General features: G+C 71.0%; 18 protein-coding genes and 1 pseudogene. 9 read left to right on the top strand and 10 right to left on the bottom strand.

Going from position 1 to position 17,982, the window contains the following annotated elements:
* Nucleotides 1-57: 57 nt before the first annotated feature.
* From cobT to ABT061_RS23735, 5 genes are all read right to left on the bottom strand, one after another.
* Nucleotides 58-1,140: a nicotinate-nucleotide--dimethylbenzimidazole phosphoribosyltransferase gene (cobT, locus tag ABT061_RS23755; protein ID WP_350921539.1), complete on the bottom strand. Its 1,083-nt coding sequence runs from the start codon at nt 1,138-1,140 to the stop codon at nt 58-60.
* 54 nt (nt 1,141-1,194) lie between these two features.
* Nucleotides 1,195-2,022, bottom strand: coding sequence for a sirohydrochlorin chelatase (locus ABT061_RS23750; protein ID WP_350921536.1), 828 nt, complete (start codon nt 2,020-2,022; stop codon nt 1,195-1,197).
* 279 nt (nt 2,023-2,301) lie between these two features.
* Complete coding sequence (locus ABT061_RS23745; protein ID WP_350921534.1) at nt 2,302-2,922, bottom strand: LutC/YkgG family protein; 621 nt, start codon at nt 2,920-2,922, stop codon at nt 2,302-2,304.
* A complete protein-coding gene (locus tag ABT061_RS23740; RefSeq protein WP_350921531.1) occupies nt 2,919-4,331 on the bottom strand; it encodes a lactate utilization protein B in 1,413 nt (470 codons plus the stop codon). The genes ABT061_RS23745 and ABT061_RS23740 overlap by 4 nt, the downstream gene beginning before the upstream one ends.
* On the bottom strand, nt 4,328-5,116 hold the full coding sequence (locus ABT061_RS23735) for a (Fe-S)-binding protein (RefSeq protein WP_350921529.1): 789 nt from the start codon (nt 5,114-5,116) through the stop codon (nt 4,328-4,330). Before ABT061_RS23735 ends, ABT061_RS23740 begins: the two co-directional genes overlap by 4 nt.
* A 72-nt stretch (nt 5,117-5,188) precedes the next feature.
* Here ABT061_RS23735 and ABT061_RS23730 point away from each other — a divergent pair, with 72 nt between their 5' ends.
* Complete coding sequence (locus ABT061_RS23730; protein WP_350921527.1) at nt 5,189-5,941, top strand: FadR/GntR family transcriptional regulator; 753 nt, start codon at nt 5,189-5,191, stop codon at nt 5,939-5,941.
* On the opposite strand, the gene ABT061_RS23725 is transcribed toward ABT061_RS23730, so the two are convergent.
* Nucleotides 5,873-7,363 (bottom strand): sulfatase family protein, encoded by a 1,491-nt coding sequence (locus tag ABT061_RS23725; RefSeq protein WP_350921524.1) that lies wholly within the window; start codon nt 7,361-7,363, stop codon nt 5,873-5,875. The two genes, ABT061_RS23730 and ABT061_RS23725, sit on opposite strands and share 69 nt — an antisense overlap.
* Before the next feature lie 110 nt (nt 7,364-7,473).
* Between ABT061_RS23725 and ABT061_RS23720 the strand changes: the two genes are divergently transcribed.
* Nucleotides 7,474-8,493, top strand: coding sequence for an LLM class F420-dependent oxidoreductase (locus tag ABT061_RS23720; protein ID WP_350921522.1), 1,020 nt, complete (start codon nt 7,474-7,476; stop codon nt 8,491-8,493).
* A 75-nt stretch (nt 8,494-8,568) separates the two neighbouring features.
* On the opposite strand, the gene ABT061_RS23715 is transcribed toward ABT061_RS23720, so the two are convergent.
* Both ABT061_RS23715 and ABT061_RS23710 read right to left on the bottom strand, forming a co-directional pair.
* Nucleotides 8,569-9,630: a hypothetical protein gene (locus ABT061_RS23715; protein WP_350921520.1), complete on the bottom strand. Its 1,062-nt coding sequence runs from the start codon at nt 9,628-9,630 to the stop codon at nt 8,569-8,571.
* A complete protein-coding gene (locus tag ABT061_RS23710; RefSeq protein ID WP_350921517.1) occupies nt 9,627-10,130 on the bottom strand; it encodes an RNA polymerase sigma factor in 504 nt (167 codons plus the stop codon). Before ABT061_RS23710 ends, ABT061_RS23715 begins: the two co-directional genes overlap by 4 nt.
* Nucleotides 10,131-10,305: 175 nt before the next feature.
* On the opposite strand from ABT061_RS23710, the gene ABT061_RS23705 reads away from it, so the two are divergent.
* Nucleotides 10,306-10,956 carry a response regulator transcription factor gene (locus tag ABT061_RS23705; RefSeq protein WP_350921515.1) on the top strand — a complete coding sequence of 217 codons (651 nt, stop codon included), beginning with the start codon at nt 10,306-10,308 and terminating at the stop codon, nt 10,954-10,956.
* A 110-nt stretch (nt 10,957-11,066) separates the two neighbouring features.
* A pseudogene (locus tag ABT061_RS23700) lies at nt 11,067-11,642 on the top strand (DUF4328 domain-containing protein); the annotation flags it as partial.
* A 132-nt stretch (nt 11,643-11,774) separates the two neighbouring features.
* Here the strand turns inward: ABT061_RS23700 and ABT061_RS23695 are convergent.
* A complete protein-coding gene (locus tag ABT061_RS23695; protein ID WP_350921628.1) occupies nt 11,775-12,107 on the bottom strand; it encodes a DUF6504 family protein in 333 nt (110 codons plus the stop codon).
* Between the two features lie 6 nt (nt 12,108-12,113).
* On the bottom strand, nt 12,114-12,869 hold the full coding sequence (locus tag ABT061_RS23690) for a GntR family transcriptional regulator (RefSeq protein ID WP_350921513.1): 756 nt from the start codon (nt 12,867-12,869) through the stop codon (nt 12,114-12,116).
* Between the two features lie 420 nt (nt 12,870-13,289).
* Here ABT061_RS23690 and ABT061_RS23685 point away from each other — a divergent pair, with 420 nt between their 5' ends.
* From ABT061_RS23685 to ABT061_RS23665, 5 genes are read left to right on the top strand one after another with little or no spacing between them, the layout of a single operon-like run.
* Nucleotides 13,290-14,459: an ABC transporter substrate-binding protein gene (locus ABT061_RS23685; RefSeq protein ID WP_350921510.1), complete on the top strand. Its 1,170-nt coding sequence runs from the start codon at nt 13,290-13,292 to the stop codon at nt 14,457-14,459.
* Complete coding sequence (locus ABT061_RS23680; RefSeq protein ID WP_350921508.1) at nt 14,456-15,334, top strand: ABC transporter permease; 879 nt, start codon at nt 14,456-14,458, stop codon at nt 15,332-15,334. Before ABT061_RS23685 ends, ABT061_RS23680 begins: the two co-directional genes overlap by 4 nt.
* On the top strand, nt 15,322-16,179 hold the full coding sequence (locus ABT061_RS23675) for an ABC transporter permease (protein ID WP_350921505.1): 858 nt from the start codon (nt 15,322-15,324) through the stop codon (nt 16,177-16,179). The genes ABT061_RS23680 and ABT061_RS23675 overlap by 13 nt, the downstream gene beginning before the upstream one ends.
* Nucleotides 16,176-17,273 carry an ABC transporter ATP-binding protein gene (locus tag ABT061_RS23670; protein WP_350921503.1) on the top strand — a complete coding sequence of 366 codons (1,098 nt, stop codon included), beginning with the start codon at nt 16,176-16,178 and terminating at the stop codon, nt 17,271-17,273. The genes ABT061_RS23675 and ABT061_RS23670 overlap by 4 nt, the downstream gene beginning before the upstream one ends.
* Nucleotides 17,263-17,958 carry an HAD family hydrolase gene (locus tag ABT061_RS23665; RefSeq protein WP_350921501.1) on the top strand — a complete coding sequence of 232 codons (696 nt, stop codon included), beginning with the start codon at nt 17,263-17,265 and terminating at the stop codon, nt 17,956-17,958. Before ABT061_RS23670 ends, ABT061_RS23665 begins: the two co-directional genes overlap by 11 nt.
* Nucleotides 17,959-17,982: the final 24 nt, after the last annotated feature.

Raw genomic sequence — 17,982 nt, 5'->3', positions numbered from 1 at the left:
CAGGTGTCAAGAGACGGCTGACTGTTGTCAACCGGTCGGCTTCAAGACTTCCGCAGGTCAGGCTTCCTTGTCCGTCACACCGGCGGAATCGAAGGTCGCGACCTCGTGCATCACCCTGGCCGCGGCGCAGACGAGCGGGTGGGCGAGCAGGCCGCCGGTGCCCTCGCCGAGCCGGAGTTCCAACTCCACCAGGGGGCGCAGGCCCAGGTGATCCAGGGCTGCGGCGTGACCGGGTTCGGCCGAGCGGTGCCCGGCCACGCAGTGGTCGACGACGTCGGGCGCCATCGCCGCCGCCGCCAGTACCGCCGCCCCCGCGATGACACCGTCCAGGATGACCGGCACCCGCAGAGCGGCCCCGGCGAGGACGAATCCGGCGATCGCCGCGTGTTCCAGGCCGCCGACCGCGGCCAGCGTCTCCAGGGCGGACACCGAGGAGGCGGCACCCGGCTCGCGCTCCAGGCCGTTCACCCGGAGTGCCTCGCGGACCACCTCGACCTTGCGTTCCAGGGTCTCGCCGTCGATACCGGTGCCCCTGCCGGTCACGGCCGCCGCTTCGTGCCCGGTGAACGCGCAGATCAACGCGGCCGAGGCGGTGGTGTTGGCGATGCCCATGTCTCCGGTGATCAGGCAGCGGGCGCCTCCGTCGACGAGATCGCGGGCATGGGCGATCCCGGCCTCCAGGGCCGCGACCGCCTGCTCGGGGGTCATCGCCGGTCCGCGGGACAGGTCGGCCGTACCGTACGCGACCTTACTGATCGTCAGTCCTGGCGCGGGGTCGAGGTCGGCGGCCACACCGACGTCGACGACCGTCACCGAGGCGCCTACCTGGGCGGCGAAGGCGTTGGCCACGGCGCCGCCCGCGAGGAAGTTGCCGACCATCTGCAGGGTGACCTCCTGCGGCCACGGGGTCACGCCCCTGGCGTGGACACCGTGGTCGGCGGCGAAGATCGCCAGAGCCGCGGGAACCGGGAGTGGCGGCGGGCTGACCGCCGCGGCCCCGGCCAGCCGTATCGCCACGTCCTCCAGCGCGCCCAGCGCGCCCCTGGGCTTGGTCAGGCGGTCCTGGTGGGCTCGGGCCTCGGCGACGGCCGCCGGGTCGGCGGGACGGATCGCCGCGATGGTCTCCTCGAGGATGGTCATGCGCTTCAGTCTCCTCCAGAAACCAGTCGGAAAAACACCAAAACCATCACGGGATCACCAGGCGATGCCGCTGAGCGCCTCCTCATAGCGCTCGATGACCACGTCGGCCAGGCCCTCGCAGTCACCGATGACGTCGGCGCAGCGGACGTCCAGGTTCGAGTGGCCTGCGGCGTAGGCCATGGCCTGAGCCCAGACGCGGTCGAGCAGGCCGCCGGCGAAGAGCAGGTAGGGCACGACGATCACGCGCTTGGCGCCGAGGCGGCGGCAGCGCTCGATGCCGCCGGGGACGCCGGGCGGGGTGAGGGAGACGAACGCCGTCTCCACGGTCATGTACTCGTGGGCGTGGGTCTCCCAGAAGAGCCGGGAGACCCGGTGCACGTCGGCGTTGGTCTCGGGGCTGGTGGAGCCGTCACCGACCAGGACGACGGCGGTCTCGCCGATCTCGATGTGCTCGGGTTCCTCGTCGAGCGGCCCGGCGGCGGCGGGGACCAGCCGGAGACTGGCGACCTCGGCGGCGGCGTCGGCCAGCCGCTCGGCGAGCAGCGCGAGGATACGGGGGTCGGAGCCCAGGGAACGGCCGTAGTCGCAGGTGAGCATGGGATGTCTCTCCCGCTCGCGGGCTATCGCGGAGGGGATGTCCGTGCCGAGCCACGTACCGCCGGTGAGACTCATGGGCTGGGCCACCATCCGGTGGTGCCCGCGCGCGACCAGCGATGCGACGGAGTCACTGAGGCGTGGCCTGGCCTTGGCGATGTAGCCGCCGGAGACGTCGGCCGCCGTCTGGTCCAGGCGACAGCGGAGCCGGTGGATGAACCTACCGAATTCAGCGGATCCGTTGTCGTCGTGCGAGCCCTGCCCGATGAGCAGCAGCGGCGGTTTCATGGAAACAGGACTCCAATGACCTTGACCTGGGGTTACGCAGTAACGACTCGCGACAATATCCGATAATGACACCACGTGGGCAGGTAACGGATCGGTAAATTCCGCCTTTTCTCCTGCGGGCCTGATGGACGGCGAGGATCGGATCGACCCCGGCGGGCGACAACCGTCCGCCGGCCGAGCCCTGTGGATCACACGCCATGGCACGCTAGCCGGGCATGCCGTAGACGTCCAGCACGGCCACGTCCGTGTTTCGCGCCCGACGCGCCTCCCCCCGCCGGATCAGCGGATGACGACGACCTCCAGCGCGCGCGGGCCGTGCACGCCCTCCACCCGGTTCAGCTCGATGTCGCTGGTCGCGGAGGGACCGCTGATCCAGGTCAGCGGCCTGGACGGGTCGAGCCTGCCGACGGCCTCGGGAACACCGGCCACGATCTGCCCGGCGCGCACGACGCACAGGTGGTAGTCCGGTACCAGGGTCAGCGCCCGGCGCCCCTGCCCGGGGCCGGCGTCCAGCACGATCGTGCCGGTCTCCGCGATCGCCACGGCGCACCCGGTGACGACCCCGTCCACCCCGTCCAGCTCGGCCGCGCTCAGCGGCGGATCGTCGGTGACCGGCTCTCCGGGGGCCCACTCGGGTGGCAGTCCTTCGGGGACGACCAACCGGGTGGCGCCCCGGCGGGCCAGCGCCGCCGCGATCGTCGCGGCCGCCTCCCCCTCGTCCACCACGTGCACGACGGCCCGGTAGTCGGCCACCCGCTCGGCGAGCAGTTCCACCAGGCCCGTCGCGCGGGCCGGGTCCGGTGAGGTGCGGTAGGCGCGGGTGATCTCGACCTCGCCGGCCCCGGCCACCGCGGAGCGGATCCGCGACAGGATCAGCTCCCTGCTGCCCGCAGCGGTCATTGAACGCCTCCGTCTGTACGGTCCCACCAGTCACGGAATGACTCGGGAGGAATATCGGGAATGTCGCGCGTGTCGGTCCAGGCCGACAGCGGGCCCGGCAGGCGCCCGGGGACGAACCTGCGCAGGCGGCCGCCGAGCCGCTGAGCACGTGCCAGCCGCGCGGGGCGGTTGAACACCCATCCGGCGGCACGCATGCCCAGGCGCTCGACGCGCGCGTGGCGGACCTTGCCACGCAGGTGGACCAGGACCTCGGGGATGTCGATCGCGACCGGGCAGGCGTCGAGGCAGGCGCCGCAGAGGGTCGAGGCGTACGGCAGCGACGCGTCCAGCTTCGAGGCGGTGCCGCGCAGTTGCGGGGTGAGGATCGCCCCGATCGGTCCCGGATAGACCGAGCCGTACGCGTGGCCTCCGGCCCGCTCGTAGACCGGGCAGACGTTCAGGCAGGCCGAGCAGCGGATGCAGCGCAGCGCCTGACGGCCGATCTCGTCCGCCAGCACGTTCGTCCGGCCGTTGTCGAGCAGCACCAGGTGGAACTCCTGCCCCTCGACCGCGCCGGTCCAGGTGGAGGTGTAGGGGTTCATCCGCTCGCCGGTGGAGCTCCTGGGCAGCAGCTGGAGGAAGACCTCCAGGTCCTGCCAGCTGGGCAGCAGCTTCTCGATGCCGACCACGCTGATCAGCGTCTCGGGCAGGGTGAGGCACATCCGCCCGTTGCCCTCGGACTCCAGCACCACCAGCGTGCCGGTCTCGGCGATCATGAAGTTGGCGCCGGAGATCGCGACCCTGGTGGAAAGGAAGCGCTCGCGCAGGTGGAGCCGGGCGGCCTCGGCGAGGGCGCGGGGGTCGTCCGTCAGGTCCGCCGGCGCGGCACGCCCCCAGTCGGCCATCTTCTCCCGGAAGATCTCGCGGATCTCCGCGCGGTTGCGGTGGATCGCCGGGACCAGGATGTGCGAGGGCCAGTCGTCGCCGAGCTGGACGATCAGCTCGGCCAGGTCGGTCTCGTACGCGGTGATGCCCTCCAGTTCGAGAGCCTCGTTGAGGCCGATCTCCTGGGTCGCCATCGACTTGACCTTGACCACGCTGGTCTCGCCGGTGGCCTTGACCAGGTCGGCGACGATCCGGTTGGCCTCCTTGGCGTCGGCCGCCCAGTGAACGTGGCCGCCCGCCGCGGTGACCGCCTCCTCCATGCGCACCAGGTAGCGCTCCAGGTTGCGCAGGGTATGGTCCTTGATCTCCTTGCCCGCCCGCCGGAGCTTGGCCCAGTCGGGCAGCTCGCCGACCACGGCGGCCCGCTTGCCGCGGATCGTGTGGGTGGCCTTGCGGAGGTTGTACCTGAGCTGTGAGTCCTGCACGGCGACCGCGGCGTTCGCGGGGAAGGCCGGCATGCCGAGGAACGTGGCGCCCCCGCTCATCCGCGCACCGCCCTGCCGTCGCCGCTCTCCGTGGCGGCGAGGATCTCGGCGAGGTGCATGATCCGTACACCGGTGCGCTGGCGTCTGAGGGTGCCGCCGATGTGCATCAGGCAGGAGTTGTCGGCGGCGCACAGCACCTCGGCACCGGTGGTCGCGACATTGTGCACCTTGTCCGCGCACATGGCGGCGGAGATCGCCGGGTTCTTCACCGCGAAGGTGCCGCCGAAACCACAGCACTCGTCCGCTCCGGGGAGCGGGACCAGCTCCAGGCCCCTGACCTGCTCAAGCAGGCGGGTGGGCCGGTCTCCCAAGCGGAGGCCGCGCAGCGAGTGGCAGGTCGGGTGGTAGGTCACCCGGTGCGGGAAGTAGGCGCCGACGTCGGTGACACCGAGGACGTCGACGAGGAACTCCGAGAGCTCGTAGACCTTCGGCACCGTCTCGGCCACCTCCGCGGCGAACGAGCCGGGCGGGGGCCTCTCCCCCGCGGGGGCTCCGGCGGCGGCCGGGGTGCGGGCGAGACGCGGGTACTGCTCGCGGACCATCGCGGCGCACGACCCGGACGGCGCGACGACCGCGTCGTACTCGGCGAAGACGTCCACGAAGTGCCGCGCGAGCCGGCTGCCCTCCTCGGGGTACCCCGTGTTGACGTGCATCTGGCCACAGCAGGTCTGCGCCCGCGGGAACTCGACGTCACACCCGAGGCGGCGCAGCAGCGTGACGACCGCTCGCCCGGTGCCGGGAAAGAGCGTGTCGTTCACGCAGGTGATGAACAGGGCGACGCGCACGGCACTCCTTTACGCTCGTATGGTCAGACCATAGTATGGTCTGACCATATTCCCTCACAAGAGGAGGCCCCCTTGAGCGGTTGGCAGCCGGTCCGGCGCACCCGGGCGTTCGAGGACGTGATCGCCCAGATCGAGCGGCGCATCGCGGACGACGGGCTCACGGTCGGCGACCGCCTGCCCGGCGAGCGGCAACTCGCCGAGCAACTGCGGGTGAGCCGGTCGTCCGTACGCGAGGCGATGCGGGTTCTGGAGACGCTGGGCGTGGTGTCGTCGCAGGTCGGGCGGGGGCCGGACGCGGGGGCCTGCCTCATCTCCAGGCCCGCGGACGCCCTGAGCGACCTGCTCAGACTCCACCTCGGGCTGTCGAACCTGTCGCTGGCGGAGGTCGTCGACGCCCGGCTGATGATCGAAAAGTGGTCCGCCGCGCACGCCGCGGCACACGGGGCGGACCTGTCGGCCCTGACCGCCGCGCTGGAGCGGATGGACGCCTCGACGACCGCGGAGGAGTTCGTCGAGCACGACACGGCCTTCCACGTGGCCATCGCCGAGGCGTCGGGCAACAGGCTGACCACCGCCATGATGCTCTCGCTGCGTGACTCGCTCCGCCGCTACGCGGTCGGCGCGGTCGAGCGCCTCGGCGACACGGCAGGGCTGATGGCCGATCACCATCGGATCCACCGGGCCATCGTCGCCGGGGACGCGGCGGGGGCCGCCGCCGCCGTCGAGGCCCACCTGCTGCGGGCCTACCCCGGCATCTCACGGTCCCCACGGGCCGAGGAAGAGGGGCCTGACGGGCAGCACGGGCGGCTTGACCGAGTCGGCTGACCTGCAGGTGGCGCCCGAGCAGGAGACCAGGGCGTCGAGTTGCTGGTTGAACTGGGCGATCACGGAGAGCGGGGTCTCGGCGGCGATGTTGCGGAGCTGGTAGGGATCCGCGACGAGGTCGTAGAGCTGGTACTCGCCGGTTGAGTAGCGGACGAAGGTGTGCCAGGCGGTCCGCATGCCCTGGTAGGCCGGGACCGGAGTCTGGCGGGCCGAGCCCGGGTCCGTCGGGCGGTTGAACTCCAGCAGCACGTTCTGGCGCCACGAGGGCGGCGTGCGGCCCTGCAGGAGCGGCAGCAGGGAGCGGCCCTCGACGAAGTCGGGGAGCGTGACACCGGCCAGCTGGGCGAACGTCGGGGCCAGGTCCACCGTGGAGGCCATGTCGCCGATGACGTGGCCCGCCGGCACACCGGGGCCGCGGACCAGGAGCGGCACCTTGATCGACTCGTCGAAGGGGGTGGTCTTGCCCTGGGCGAGCCGGTGCTGGCCCTGGTGGAACCCGTTATCGGAGGCGAAAAAGATATACGTTTCATCCAGCTTGCCGGAGACCCTGAGGGACTCGATCAGGGCACCCACCATGTCGTCCACGCCGAGCATCGCCCGGAGCCGGTCGCGGTAGTGCCGGTCGATCTTCTGGACCTTCCTGGCGTCGAACTGCGGAAGCGACCTGAGCCAGAGTGGCTCGGCACTGACATCCGGCTGGTTGAAGGACGGGGTGCGCGGGGCCACCGCTCCGGCGAAGGCGGCCTCGTGCCGGGGGGCGTAGTTGGCCGGGTTGTGCGGGGCGATCGGGGCGAGGTAGAGGAAGAACGGGTCGGCGCCCGGCTGGGAGACGAACGCCCCCGCCTTCGCACTGAGCACGTCGGCCAGGTAGTCCTCCGGCGCGAAGCCGTAGGCCCGCAACGCGCCGTTCTCGTTGAGCGTGTAGCCGTACTCCTCGTAGAGCCTGCGCACCGGCACGTCCCACTCGTCCCAGCCGGGCGGCACGTAGGTGGCGGCGGTGGCGCCGCCGGGGTAGTGGTTGAGGTACTTGCCCATCAGGCCGGTGCGGTATCCGGCCGACTTCATCCAGGTCCCGAGCGTGGAACGTTCCAGGCCGGTTGTGTAGTACTTGGTGAAGCCGCCCTCGGGAGCGGTGTTGGTCAGCACTCCGTGGCTGTGCACGTACTGGGAGCGCATGATCGACGCGCGCGACGGGCAACACCAGGAGTTCGGCACGAAGAACCGGTCGAAGCTGGTGCCACCCCTGGCAAGGAGGTTTGAGATGTTGGGAAATTTCTGGAGATCCCCCGCATCCAGGTCGTCAACGAGAACCAGCACGATGTTGGGCCGCCCCGCCGCGTGCGCCACGGCCGGGATCGCTCCCGCGACGGCGAGGGCAAGGAGAAAGATCAGGGAGAGGAGCTTGCGAGCTGCATAGAGCACAGATGAACGCTTCCCGGGAGACCGAATTTCGACACCTCACACTCGACCGACCAATGTAGAACGTGTTCTAATTGCGGAGCGTGTCCGGCCTTACGTTGCGAGGAGACCCGGTGAGTACCGACCTGAAACTCGGCCTGAACCTCGGCTACTGGCAGCGCGACGCCGACGACGCCACCGAACTCGTCCAGGCCGCGGAACGGCTGGGGTACGAGTCCGTCTGGACCGCGGAAGCCTACGGTAGCGACGCCTTCACCCCGCTGGCCTGGTACGGCGCGCGGACGTCCCGCATCAAACTGGGCACATCGGTGGTGCAGATCTCCGCCAGGACCCCGGCGGCGACCGCGATGACCGCGATGACCCTCGATCATCTCACCGGCGGGCGGCTGCTGCTCGGCATCGGCGCGTCCGGCCCCCAGGTGGTCGAGGGCTGGTACGGTCGTCCGTTCCCCAAGCCGCTCGCCCGCACCCGCGAGTACGTCGAGATCATGCGCAAGGTCTGGCGCCGCGAGGAGCCGGTGACCAGCGACGGCGAGCACTACCCCCTGCCCTACCCGGGCGGCGCGAACCTCGGCAAGCCGCTGAAGCTGATCACCCACCCGCTCCGCGGCGAGATCCCCCTCTATCTCGGCGCGGAGGGCCCGAAAAACGTCGCGCTCGCCACCGAGATCGCCGACGGCTGGCTGCCGCTCTTCGTGTTCCCCGAGAAGATCGAGCGGATGTACGGCCCCTCGCTCGCCGGCGCCGGGCCTGACTTCGACATCGCCGCCATGGTCATGACACTGATCACCGACGACGTCAGGGCGGCGCTGGACGGGGTGAAGATGATGCTGACCCTCTACATCGGCGGCATGGGCGCCAAGAGCCGCAACTTCCACGCCGACATCATCGGCAGGATGGGCTACGCCGAGGCCGCCGAGGAGATCCAGGCGCTCTACCTGGCCGGGCGCAGGGACGAGGCGTTCAACGCGATCCCCGACGAGCTGGCCGACGGCATCTCCCTGGTCGGCCCGGTGGGCCGCATCCGCGAACGCCTGGAGCTGTGGCGCAAGAGCCCGGTGAGCAACCTCCTGGTGATGGGTCCCCGCGACGAGACCTCCCTGAAGACGATCCGGGACCTGGTCCTCGGCTGAGCCACCCCGCCCCCGCCGGGGTGGCGGACCCGCCGGGTGCCCCGCCGCCCCCCTCCGGGGCGGCGGGGCGGGAGATCACTTCCGGGCGCCGAGTTCGTTGACCCAGCCGGAGCTCTCGTACGCGACCTTGAGCCCCTTACGAGCGGGGATGAACACGGTGCGGGAGTCGGTGGCGCGGGGCTTCTCGTCCGGGCCGTCGTAGAGGAAGGCCAGCAGGCGCGCCCCCGACTCGTCGATGACCAGGGTGTGGTGGCCGTTGGCCGTGGTGACCGCGGTGCCCGTGCGGCCGAGCGGGTCGAGGACGCCCTGCTTCAGGACGAGTCCCGGCTGGGCGGCCAGGATGCGCAGCATCGAGGCGCGCGTGGCCGCGCTCGTCGGCATGGAGAGCAGGTGGCGCGCCGCATCGAAGGCGAAGTCCGCGAACGGCCCCTCGCGGTGCGCCGAGCGGAGCCAGCGCTCAAGCCCCTCGACGTCGCCGGGCAGCTTCTGCTCCTTCCCCACGGTCAGTGTCTTGGCACCGAGCCCTATTTGCAGGATCATGGCGAAGTCACTGGTCTCAGGGGAGGGCCACAGGGACGGGGATCCCTTGGCCTTCCACGCCGCCTCGTCGGAGGAGGTCTCGAAGGTGATCTTGACGTCCTGATTGGACGAGCTCCGCCCCTTTCGGCCGTCGGACCAGATCTCGTCGGTGTGGGCGACGACCGCGCCGGCCCCGACGGGCTCGAAGGTCCGGGTGCGGTCGAACCAGTACCGGCCCTCGGGGGTGCTCTCGCTCGCCACCGTCTTCGCGCTCGCCAGCAGGAACGACCGGGCGTCGAGCGTCACGGAGGATTTCTCCGCCGGGGACCTGTCTGGGGCTGCGACGGAGGAAACGGCCCCCTCGCTCCGGCCGCCCCCCGGTCCCCGCAGCCCGATCGTGCCCGTCATGACCGCCGGTACCGCCACTGCGGCGGCCAGCCCGATGAGGGCGCCGGTCAGCACGAGCCGCGGCCTGAGACGCAGGCGGGACACGGGGCGGAGGCGAGGCTTGGCCGTCGCGAAGGCGCGGGCGAGGTCGGCCTCGCGGCGACGCCGGTAGGCGTCGTCGGTGAGGGCGTCGGGGCGCAGCGCGCGGATGCGCTCGTCAACGTCGTTCATGACTGCTCCTGCAGGGTGATGGGGGTGAAATCGAATGCCTGGGACAGGCGGCGGCGAGCGCGGTGCAGACGGACCGTGAACGCGCGGGCCGAGCAGCCCACGAGCTTGGCGGCCTCGGCCGGGGCGAGGCCGTACCAACTGGCCAGGACCACGGCCTCGGCGTCCAGCTCGGACAGCCCGGCGAGCGCCGCGAGCGCCGCCTCGCGCTCGGTGACCTGCTCGGCCACGTCTCCCTCGGGGGAGAGGTCGGCCAGCCGGTCCGCCAGCGCCTGCCGTCGCAGCCCGGAACGCCACTGCTTGCGCAGCAGGTTGCGGGCGATGCCGAGCAGCCACGGCAGCGGCGCCTCCGGCAGCCGCTCCAGCTGCTGCCAGGCGATCAGGAACGTCTCGCTCGCGATGTCCTCGGCCGCCTGTCGTTCGGCCCGCAGCAGCGCGTAGCCGAGCACGCTGCGATAGTGCCGGTCGTACAGCGCGGTGAATCGCGCTTCTGGATCATCCACACCCAGTAATGCCTTTCCCGGGGCTCCGATCACCGGCCGGCCGAAAAATTGTCCGATGCGCCCGCTTCCATGGTGCCGCGCGGACCCGCCGGCGCCCTCCCCGGCCGTGGTCGGCCGGGACGCATTGACCGGACTGCCGATTTCACCCTGGTCTGGAACTGGCAAAATCCGTCAGGTGACGATTCGAGTGCTCATCGCTGACGACCAGGAACTGGTGCGGACCGGGTTCCAGATGATTCTGGACGCCCAGGAGGACATGGAGGTCCTGGCGACGGCCGCCAACGGAGCCGAGGCCGTCGAGCTGGCGCGGAGGCTGCGGCCCGACGTCTGCCTGCTGGACATCCGGATGCCCAAGCTGGACGGCCTGGAGGCCACCCGCCTCCTGGCGGGACCGGGGGTGCCCAACCCGATGAAGGTGGTCATCGTCACGACCTTCGACCTGGACGAGTACGTCTACGGGGCGCTGCGCGCCGGAGCGACCGGCTTCCTGCTCAAGGACAGCGGGCCGACCCTGCTCATCGAGGCGATCCGGGCCGCGGCGGCGGGGGACGCGCTGGTGTCGCCCTCGGTGACCGTACGCCTGCTCGAACACCTGGCCCACCCGCGGGCCGGTGCCCGCCGGCCGCCCCGCGAGCCCCTCACCGAGCGCGAGCTGGACGTCGTACGCCTGGTGGCCAGGGGACGGACCAACCAGGAGGTCGCCGCCGAGCTGTTCGTGTCGCTGTCGACGGTGAAGACGCACCTGGGAAGCATCCAGACGAAGCTCGGCGCCAGGAACCGGGTGGAGATCGCCGCGTGGGCCTGGGAGTCGGGCACCGTGAGCTGAGCGAGCCGAGTTGGCCAAGTGGACAGAGTGGTCCGAGTGGGCTGATTAGCGAAAGGGCTGACGGGATAGAAAAAGGGCAGGTCCTCAGCGCATGGCGGGGGGAGATATACATGCGCTCTATCCCATCTCTACAGAAAAGGTCGGCTTCGGCCGTCTACTTCACCCTTACCACCCTGGTGGTCGCGACCGCCGCCCTGGCGGTGTTCGAACAGGCCCGTGGCCGGCGCCTCGTCCTGGAGATCTCGAAACTCGGCGGCGACCCCCACGCCCCCGGTGCCGACGCGATCTTCGGCGCGGTGACGGTCTTCGCCATCCTGATCATTTTCTTCGCCACGGCCGTGATCGCCGCCGTCGTCGCGTACCTGAACTGGCTGCTCCGTGCCCGGCGGTGCGCCGACCGGCCCGCGGTGGCCACCGTCCTGGCGAGCTGGTTCGTGCCGGTGGTCAACCTCGTCGCCCCCGTCGTGCTGGTCGACCGGTTGTGGCGGGCCTCCCGTCCGCCGGCCGACCGCCGCCCGCGCTGGCGGGTGCTGCTCGCCGCCTGGTGGCTGAGCTGGCTGGTCGCGCTCACGCTGGTGCTGGTACGGCTCTGGCCGGGCGTGTCCCGGGCGGGCACCGGCCTGACCGGTTTCGGCCCGCCCGAGCTGACCGCCGTCACGGTCGCCGCACTGCTCTGCGCGGCGACGGTCCGGCAGATCACCGGGATCCAGACCGCGGGCGCCAAGCACCGGCGCCGGATCCCGGCGCACCGTCCGGAGCCTGCCGGACGCCGGGGCGGGGTGGGGTCCTGGAGCGTGGCCGCGGCCTGGGGCGGGGAGTCAGTCCCAGGCCCTGATCAGCAGCCAGCCCTCGCCCGCGGTGTCGAAGCGGAGCTCGTAGGTGCCGACCTGGCCACCGGTGGCGGCCTCGGCTCGCCAGAACCGGCGCTCGCCCGGATCACTGTCGGAGACCTTCCACCACTCGCGCGCGACAACCCAGTGGTCGAGAATCCGGTGGACCGTGTAGAGCTGGTCTCGCCAGACGAACTGGACGGGCCGTCCCTCGCGGGTCCACACCTCGACAGGGTCGCCGTAGAGTCGGTTCAAGACGCCTCTTCTCCCCGCGGCTTCGGATGAGTGCCCGGGGGAAGGCGGGCCTGTCGTATCGAACATACGTTCTCATCGAGCCGGGCGCAAGTCACCCATCTGCCGTACCAGCGGGTTGGCGTCCACCGAGTTGCGGATGCTGAAGGTCACGCTGCCCGCGCGGTAGCGGTCGTCGGACCACTCGACGGGCCGGCCCTCGTGGGTGGTGGTGACCCGGCGCTGACGCAGCAGCGGGCTGCCCCTGCGCACCGCCAGCAGCCTGGAGTCCTGCACGCCGGCGGCCACCGCGTCGATGAGGTGCTCGCCGTAGGCGAAGACGAGGCCGACGCTGTCGTAGAGGGCCCGGGTGATCGACTCGCAGCCGGGTTCGATCCGCTCGACGGCCGGGGCGATCCACCCGGCGTAGGTCGTGCGCTCCAGCATCACCGGCTCGCCTTCCAGGGAACGAAGCCGCAGCACCGACAGCACCGGTTCGCCCGGCTGGAGCGCCAGCCGGGCCGCCTCGGTGGCGTCGGCGCCCCTGCGACGCTGTTGCAGCACCTGCCCGCTGACCCGGTAGCCCATCGCCCGCGCCCACTGGGCGAAGCTGTGCAGCTCGGCGAAGCTCTGGCTGCGCTCGCGGCCGAGCACGATGCGCCTGGCCCCCTGCCGGGAGCCGACCAGGCCCTCGGTGGCGAGCACCGCGACGGCCTGGCGGATCGTGCCCCGGGAGGCCGCGAAGCGGGTGGCCAGATCGGCCTCCGAGGGCAACTGTGCCCCCACGGCGTACTCGCCTCGCATGATCGCGTCGCGCAGCCTCTCCGCGATGCCCAGGTAACGGGGGGTCACACCCGGCTCCTTTCTCCCGAGCCCCCGAACGACGGGATTCCTTCCCGTGCGCCTTCCAACACCCGCGCCCCCTTCAGGACACTCGCGAACGTCCGGTTACCACGCAATCCCGCCTCGCCTCTCAGAACCGCCCTCGTATTCGGCCCGACGTCCGATTCTGTTCCCACCGCGGTTCCCGCTCCTGTTCCGCCCCTGTTCCCGATGGTGGGTGCGATGCTTGGCTGCGCGCACCGACCGACGAGACCGACCTCCACCCTAAACACCCCTGAATCACCCACATAGCTGCGATTTTCGCATTTCACCCACGTACTCCATGCGTTCACCAAACAGCAACTTATTCACGGCATACGAGGTCTAGCTTGTTTGTACAAGTTCGTCTACTTTCGTGAAATATTGCGCGACACCCCCTTGGGAGACACAGTGATCGCATCCCGAGTTCGCCTTGCAGGTCTGGCCGCTTTCCTCCTGGTGGGAGCCACCGCGTGCGGGGCCGCCCCCGGCACGTCGACCCCGTCGGGAGCCGCCTCCGACGGAGGCTCCGCGGCCGGCGTGGACGCCAGAACCGCCACCTCCGCGGCCGACTTCGGCGGGCTGGACAAGCTCGTCGAGGCCGCCAAGAAGGAGGGCAAGCTCCACGTCATCGCCCTGCCGCCGGACTGGGCCAACTACGGAAAGATCATCGAGGCGTTCAAGACGAAGTACGGCATCGAGATCGAGAGCGAGACGCCCGACGCCGCCAGCGCCGACGAGATCAACGCGGTGAAGACCCGCAAGGGCCAGGACCGCGCCCCCGACGTTCTCGACATCGGCCAGTCCTTCGCGATCAGCGGCGCCGCCGAGGGCCTGTTCGCGCCGTACAAGGTCCAGACGTGGGACAAGATCCCCGAGAACCAGAAGGAGCCCTCCGGCCTCTGGTTCAACGACTACGGCGGCTACATCTCCATCGGCTGCGACGCCAAGAAGATCGACAAGTGCCCGGAGACCTACGCCGACCTGCTCAAGCCCGAGTACAAGGGCAAGATCGCCCTGAACGGCAACCCGACCAAGTCCGGCTCGGCGTTCGCGGGCGTGTACGCGGCGGCCCTCGCGAACGGCGGCTCCTTCGACGACATCCAGCCCGGCCTGGACTTCTTCAAGAAGCTCAAGGAGAGCGGGAACTTCAACCCGGTGGAGACCACCCCGGCCACCATCGAGAAGGGCGAGACCCAGATCAGCATCGACTGGGACTACAACAACGCCGCCTACGCCCCCAAGATGGCGGAGAAGGGCATCGACTGGAAGACCGTCATCCCCAGCGACGGCGAGTACTTCCAGCTGTACGCCCAGGCCATCAACAAGGACGCCCCGCACCCGGCCGCCGCGCGCCTGTGGCAGGAGTTCCTCTACAGCACCGAGGGCCAGAACCTCTACCTCGGGGGCTTCGCCCGCCCGGTCCTGCTGCCCGCCATGCAGGCCGACGGTACGGTCGACAAGGCCGCCGAGGCCAACCTCCCGCCGGTCGAGGGTGAGCCCACCTTCCCGTCCGAGGCACAGGTCAACAAGGCCAAGGAGGTCCTGGCGAACGGCTGGGGCGCCGCGGTCTCGGGATGACGGAGAGCACGGTCACGGCCGCCGCCCCGCGCGGCGGCCACGGCCGATCCAAGAACTGGCTGGGCGCCCTGCCGCTGCTGGTCGTGGTGACCGTGGCGTTCGGCATCCCGGCGGTCACCCTGCTCGTCGGGGCGTTCACCGTCAGGGACCCGGCGACCAGGGTGTCGTCCATCGGCACCGCCAACCTGTCCAGGAGCCTGCAGGGCGCCTACCTCAACGCGCTGCTCAGCAGCGTGCAACTGTCGGCGGTGGTGGCGGTGGTCGCCGCGGTCCTCGGGACGTTCCTGGCCCAGGCCGTGATCACCTCTCGCTTCACGGCGCTGCGCGAGGCGGTGCTGACCTTCTCCGGCGTGCTGGCCAACTTCGGCGGCGTGCCGCTGGCCTTCATCTGGATCGCCACCCTGGGCAACTCGGGGGTGCTCACCACCGCGCTGGGCATCGGCCCCGGCACGCTGTACAACTTCTGGGGCCTGGCCCTGGTCTACCTGTACTTCTCGGTGCCGCTGATGGTGCTCGTGGTGACCCCGGCGCTGGACGGCCTGCGCCCGCAGTGGCGGGAGGCGGCGCAGAACAGCGGCGCCACCACCTGGCAGTTCTGGCGCCACGTCGGCATCCCGGTGCTGACCCCCGCGCTGCTCGGCGGCGTCGTCCTGCTGTTCGGCGGCGCGTTCGCCGCCTACGCCACCGCCGCCGCCATGGTCGGCAGCACGGTCCCGCTGGTCACCCTGCAGATCGCCGACGCGCTCACCGGTGACGTCCTCATCGGCTACGAGAACATCGCGCTCGCCCTGAGCCTCGACATGATCGTCATCGCGCTGCTGGTGATGGCGGTCTACCTGCCGCTGCAGAGGAGGAGTTCCCGATGGTTGCGGTAGCCACCCTGCCCGACGTCACTCCCGGCGGTCCGGGCCCCGCCGCCCGCCCCGGGCAGCGACGGGCCTGGCGGGGGGTCGTGCTGGTCGTCGCGGCGCTCTACTTCGTCGTGCCGATGGCCGTGTCGTTCTGGTTCACCGTCTACTCCGAGGGGCAGGGCTTCTCGCTCGCCGCCTACGGCCGGATCCTGTCGGCGCCCGGCTTCCTGTCCAGCCTGCTGCTCTCCCTCGGGCTGGCCGCCGCCACCATCGTCGCGGTGCTGCTGCTGACCCTTCCGGCGATGCTGGCCGTACGGCTCGGCGCGTCGAGGCTGGGGCCGGTGCTGGAGCTGATCGCCACGCTCCCGCTGGTCGTGCCGCCGATCACCTACGTGGTCGGCATCAGCACGGCGCTGCGCGGCGGCATCGACGCGCTGGCCGCCACACCGCTCTGGGCGACGCTGATCGCCATCCAGGACGAGCGGTTCCCGGTCGTCCTGGTGCTGGCGTACGTGGTGCTGACGCTGCCGTTCGCCTACCGGTCGCTGGACGCCGGGCTGCGCGCGATCGACGTGCGGACCCTGGTGGAGGCGGCCCGCAACCTGGGCGCCTCGTGGCCGTACGTGCTGTTCCGGGTGATCATCCCCAACATCCGCTCCGCCATCGCCAGCGCCTCGTTCCTCACCCTCGCGCTGGTGCTCGGCGAGTACACGGTCGCCGCCCTGCTCGGTTACCAGACCTTCCCGGTCTGGATCGTCACCATCTCCGGGAACGACGGGCAGCTCTCCGTGGCACTGTCGATCATCAGCCTGCTCCTCATCTGGCTGCTGCTGCTCACCCTCTCGGGTGCGGGAAGGAAGCGTTCGTGACCGTCGAGTTCCGAGGACTGCGCCGCGCGTTCGGCCGTACGGTCGCGCTGGACGGCCTGGACCTCACCGTGGAGCAGGGCGAGCTGATGGCCCTGCTCGGCCCGTCGGGCTGCGGGAAGACCACGGCGCTGCGCTGCGTCGCCGGGTTCGAGCACCCCGACGCCGGGGCGGTGCTGGTGGACGGCAAGGACATCACCCGGGTCCCCGCCAACCGGCGGGACGCGGGCATGGTCTTCCAGTCCTACAGCCTGTTCCCCAACCTCAACGCCAGGGACAACGTGGCCTTCGGGCTCCGGGTCCGCAAGGTGCCCACCGCCAGACGGCACGCGCGGGCGGCCGAGTTGCTGGAGCTGGTCGGCCTGCCGACGCACGCCCAGCGCTACCCGCACGAGCTCTCCGGCGGCCAGCAGCAGCGCGTCGCCCTGGCCAGGGCGCTGGCGCTGGAGCCGCGCGTGCTGCTGCTCGACGAGCCGCTGTCCGCGCTGGACGCCAAGGTCCGTGTCACGCTCCGCGAGGAGATCCGCCGGCTCCAGCTCGAACTGGGCATCACCACCATCTTCGTCACCCACGACCAGGAGGAGGCCCTGTCGGTCGCCGACCGGGTCGCGGTGCTGCGCGCCGGGCGGCTGGAGCAGTGCGGTCCCCCGGCCGAGGTCTACGACCGGCCCGCCACCCCGTTCGTCGCGGAGTTCGTCGGCACGATGAACCACGTCCCCGGCCACCTGTCCGGTCAGGAGGTCACGGTCCTGGGCCGGCTCATGCCGGTGGACGGCCCGCTGCCCTCCGCCTCCGACGTCGACGTGCTGGTCCGCCCCGAGGCGGTGCTGGTCACGCCCTCCCCCGAGGGAAGTGCCACGATCGTGGCCTCCTCCTTCCGCGGTTCGGTCGCGCGGCTGCGGGTGCGGCTGGGCGAGCTGGAGATCCTCAGCGACGTACCGGGACACGACGCGGTGCGGCTGGCGCCGGGCACGCGGGTGGACGTCGCCCTCGTGCAGCGGCCCGTCCTCGTCGCGGCGCGCACCGTTCCCGCTCTCCCGGAGCCCTCGGGGCCGGATGCGTCCGAGGCGTCGGAGGATCCCGCGGGTGTCGGGTGAACTCCGCGCCGTCCTGTTCGACATGGACGGCACACTCGTGGACACCGAGGGAATGTGGTGGCAGGCGTGCGCGGCGGTCGCCGCGGAGTCGGGTCTGGAACTGGCCGAGGCCGACGCCGGCCACGTGCTCGGCCGCCCGGTCGAGTACGTGGCCGCCCACCTGGTAAGGCGCGCCTCGTCCACCGCTTCCGGCGCGTCCGCGCTCCCCGGTGGAGCGGACACCGTCGAACGGGTGGGGGCGCGGCTCACCGACGCCTTCGCCGAGCGGATCGCGGGCGGGGTGACGCCGCTGCCCGGTGCGATCCGGCTGCTGGACGACCTGGGCGCGGGTGGCGTACCCGCGGCGCTGGTCAGCGCCTCCCCCCGGCGCATCGTGGACATGGTGCTCCAGACCGTCGGGGCCGAGCGGTTCACCCTGGTCGTGGCCGCCGAGGACACCGCGCGCGGCAAACCGCTGCCGGACCCCTACCTGCGGGCGGCCGCCGAGCTGGGCGTCGACCCCGGCGAGTGCGTGGCGGTGGAGGACAGCCCGACCGGGCTCGCGGCGGCCCGCGCGGCCGGATGCCGGGTGGTGTCGGTCACCGGCGGCATGGCGCGGGAGGGCGTGCTGGCCGTGGACGGCCTGGAAAAAGTGGACCTTCCGCTGTTGCGACAGCTGGCGAGCGGCCAGAGATCGATAGGCTGAACCACTCATGTGATGGCGTACGCG

Source organism: Streptosporangium sp. NPDC002544 (assembly GCF_040295965.1).
In the GTDB taxonomy this organism is placed as follows: Bacteria; Actinomycetota; Actinomycetes; order Streptosporangiales; family Streptosporangiaceae; genus Streptosporangium.
This window is presented reverse-complemented; position numbering and strand designations above follow the sequence as displayed.

What these genes read in the sequence shown, in the direction of transcription:
- ABT061_RS23750 (WP_350921536.1), bottom strand. Translation starts at nt 2,022, where the DNA reads ATGAAACCGCCGCTGCTGCTCATCGGGCAGGGCTCGCACGACGACAAC.
- ABT061_RS23740 (WP_350921531.1), bottom strand. Translation starts at nt 4,331, where the DNA reads ATGAGCGGGGGCGCCACGTTCCTCGGCATGCCGGCCTTCCCCGCGAAC.
- cobT (WP_350921539.1), bottom strand. Translation starts at nt 1,140, where the DNA reads ATGACCATCCTCGAGGAGACCATCGCGGCGATCCGTCCCGCCGACCCG.
- ABT061_RS23675 (WP_350921505.1), top strand. Translation starts at nt 15,322, where the DNA reads ATGGTTGCGGTAGCCACCCTGCCCGACGTCACTCCCGGCGGTCCGGGC.
- ABT061_RS23680 (WP_350921508.1), top strand. Translation starts at nt 14,456, where the DNA reads ATGACGGAGAGCACGGTCACGGCCGCCGCCCCGCGCGGCGGCCACGGC.
- ABT061_RS23745 (WP_350921534.1), bottom strand. Translation starts at nt 2,922, where the DNA reads ATGACCGCTGCGGGCAGCAGGGAGCTGATCCTGTCGCGGATCCGCTCC.
- ABT061_RS23715 (WP_350921520.1), bottom strand. Translation starts at nt 9,630, where the DNA reads ATGAACGACGTTGACGAGCGCATCCGCGCGCTGCGCCCCGACGCCCTC.
- ABT061_RS23695 (WP_350921628.1), bottom strand. Translation starts at nt 12,107, where the DNA reads ATGTTCGATACGACAGGCCCGCCTTCCCCCGGGCACTCATCCGAAGCC.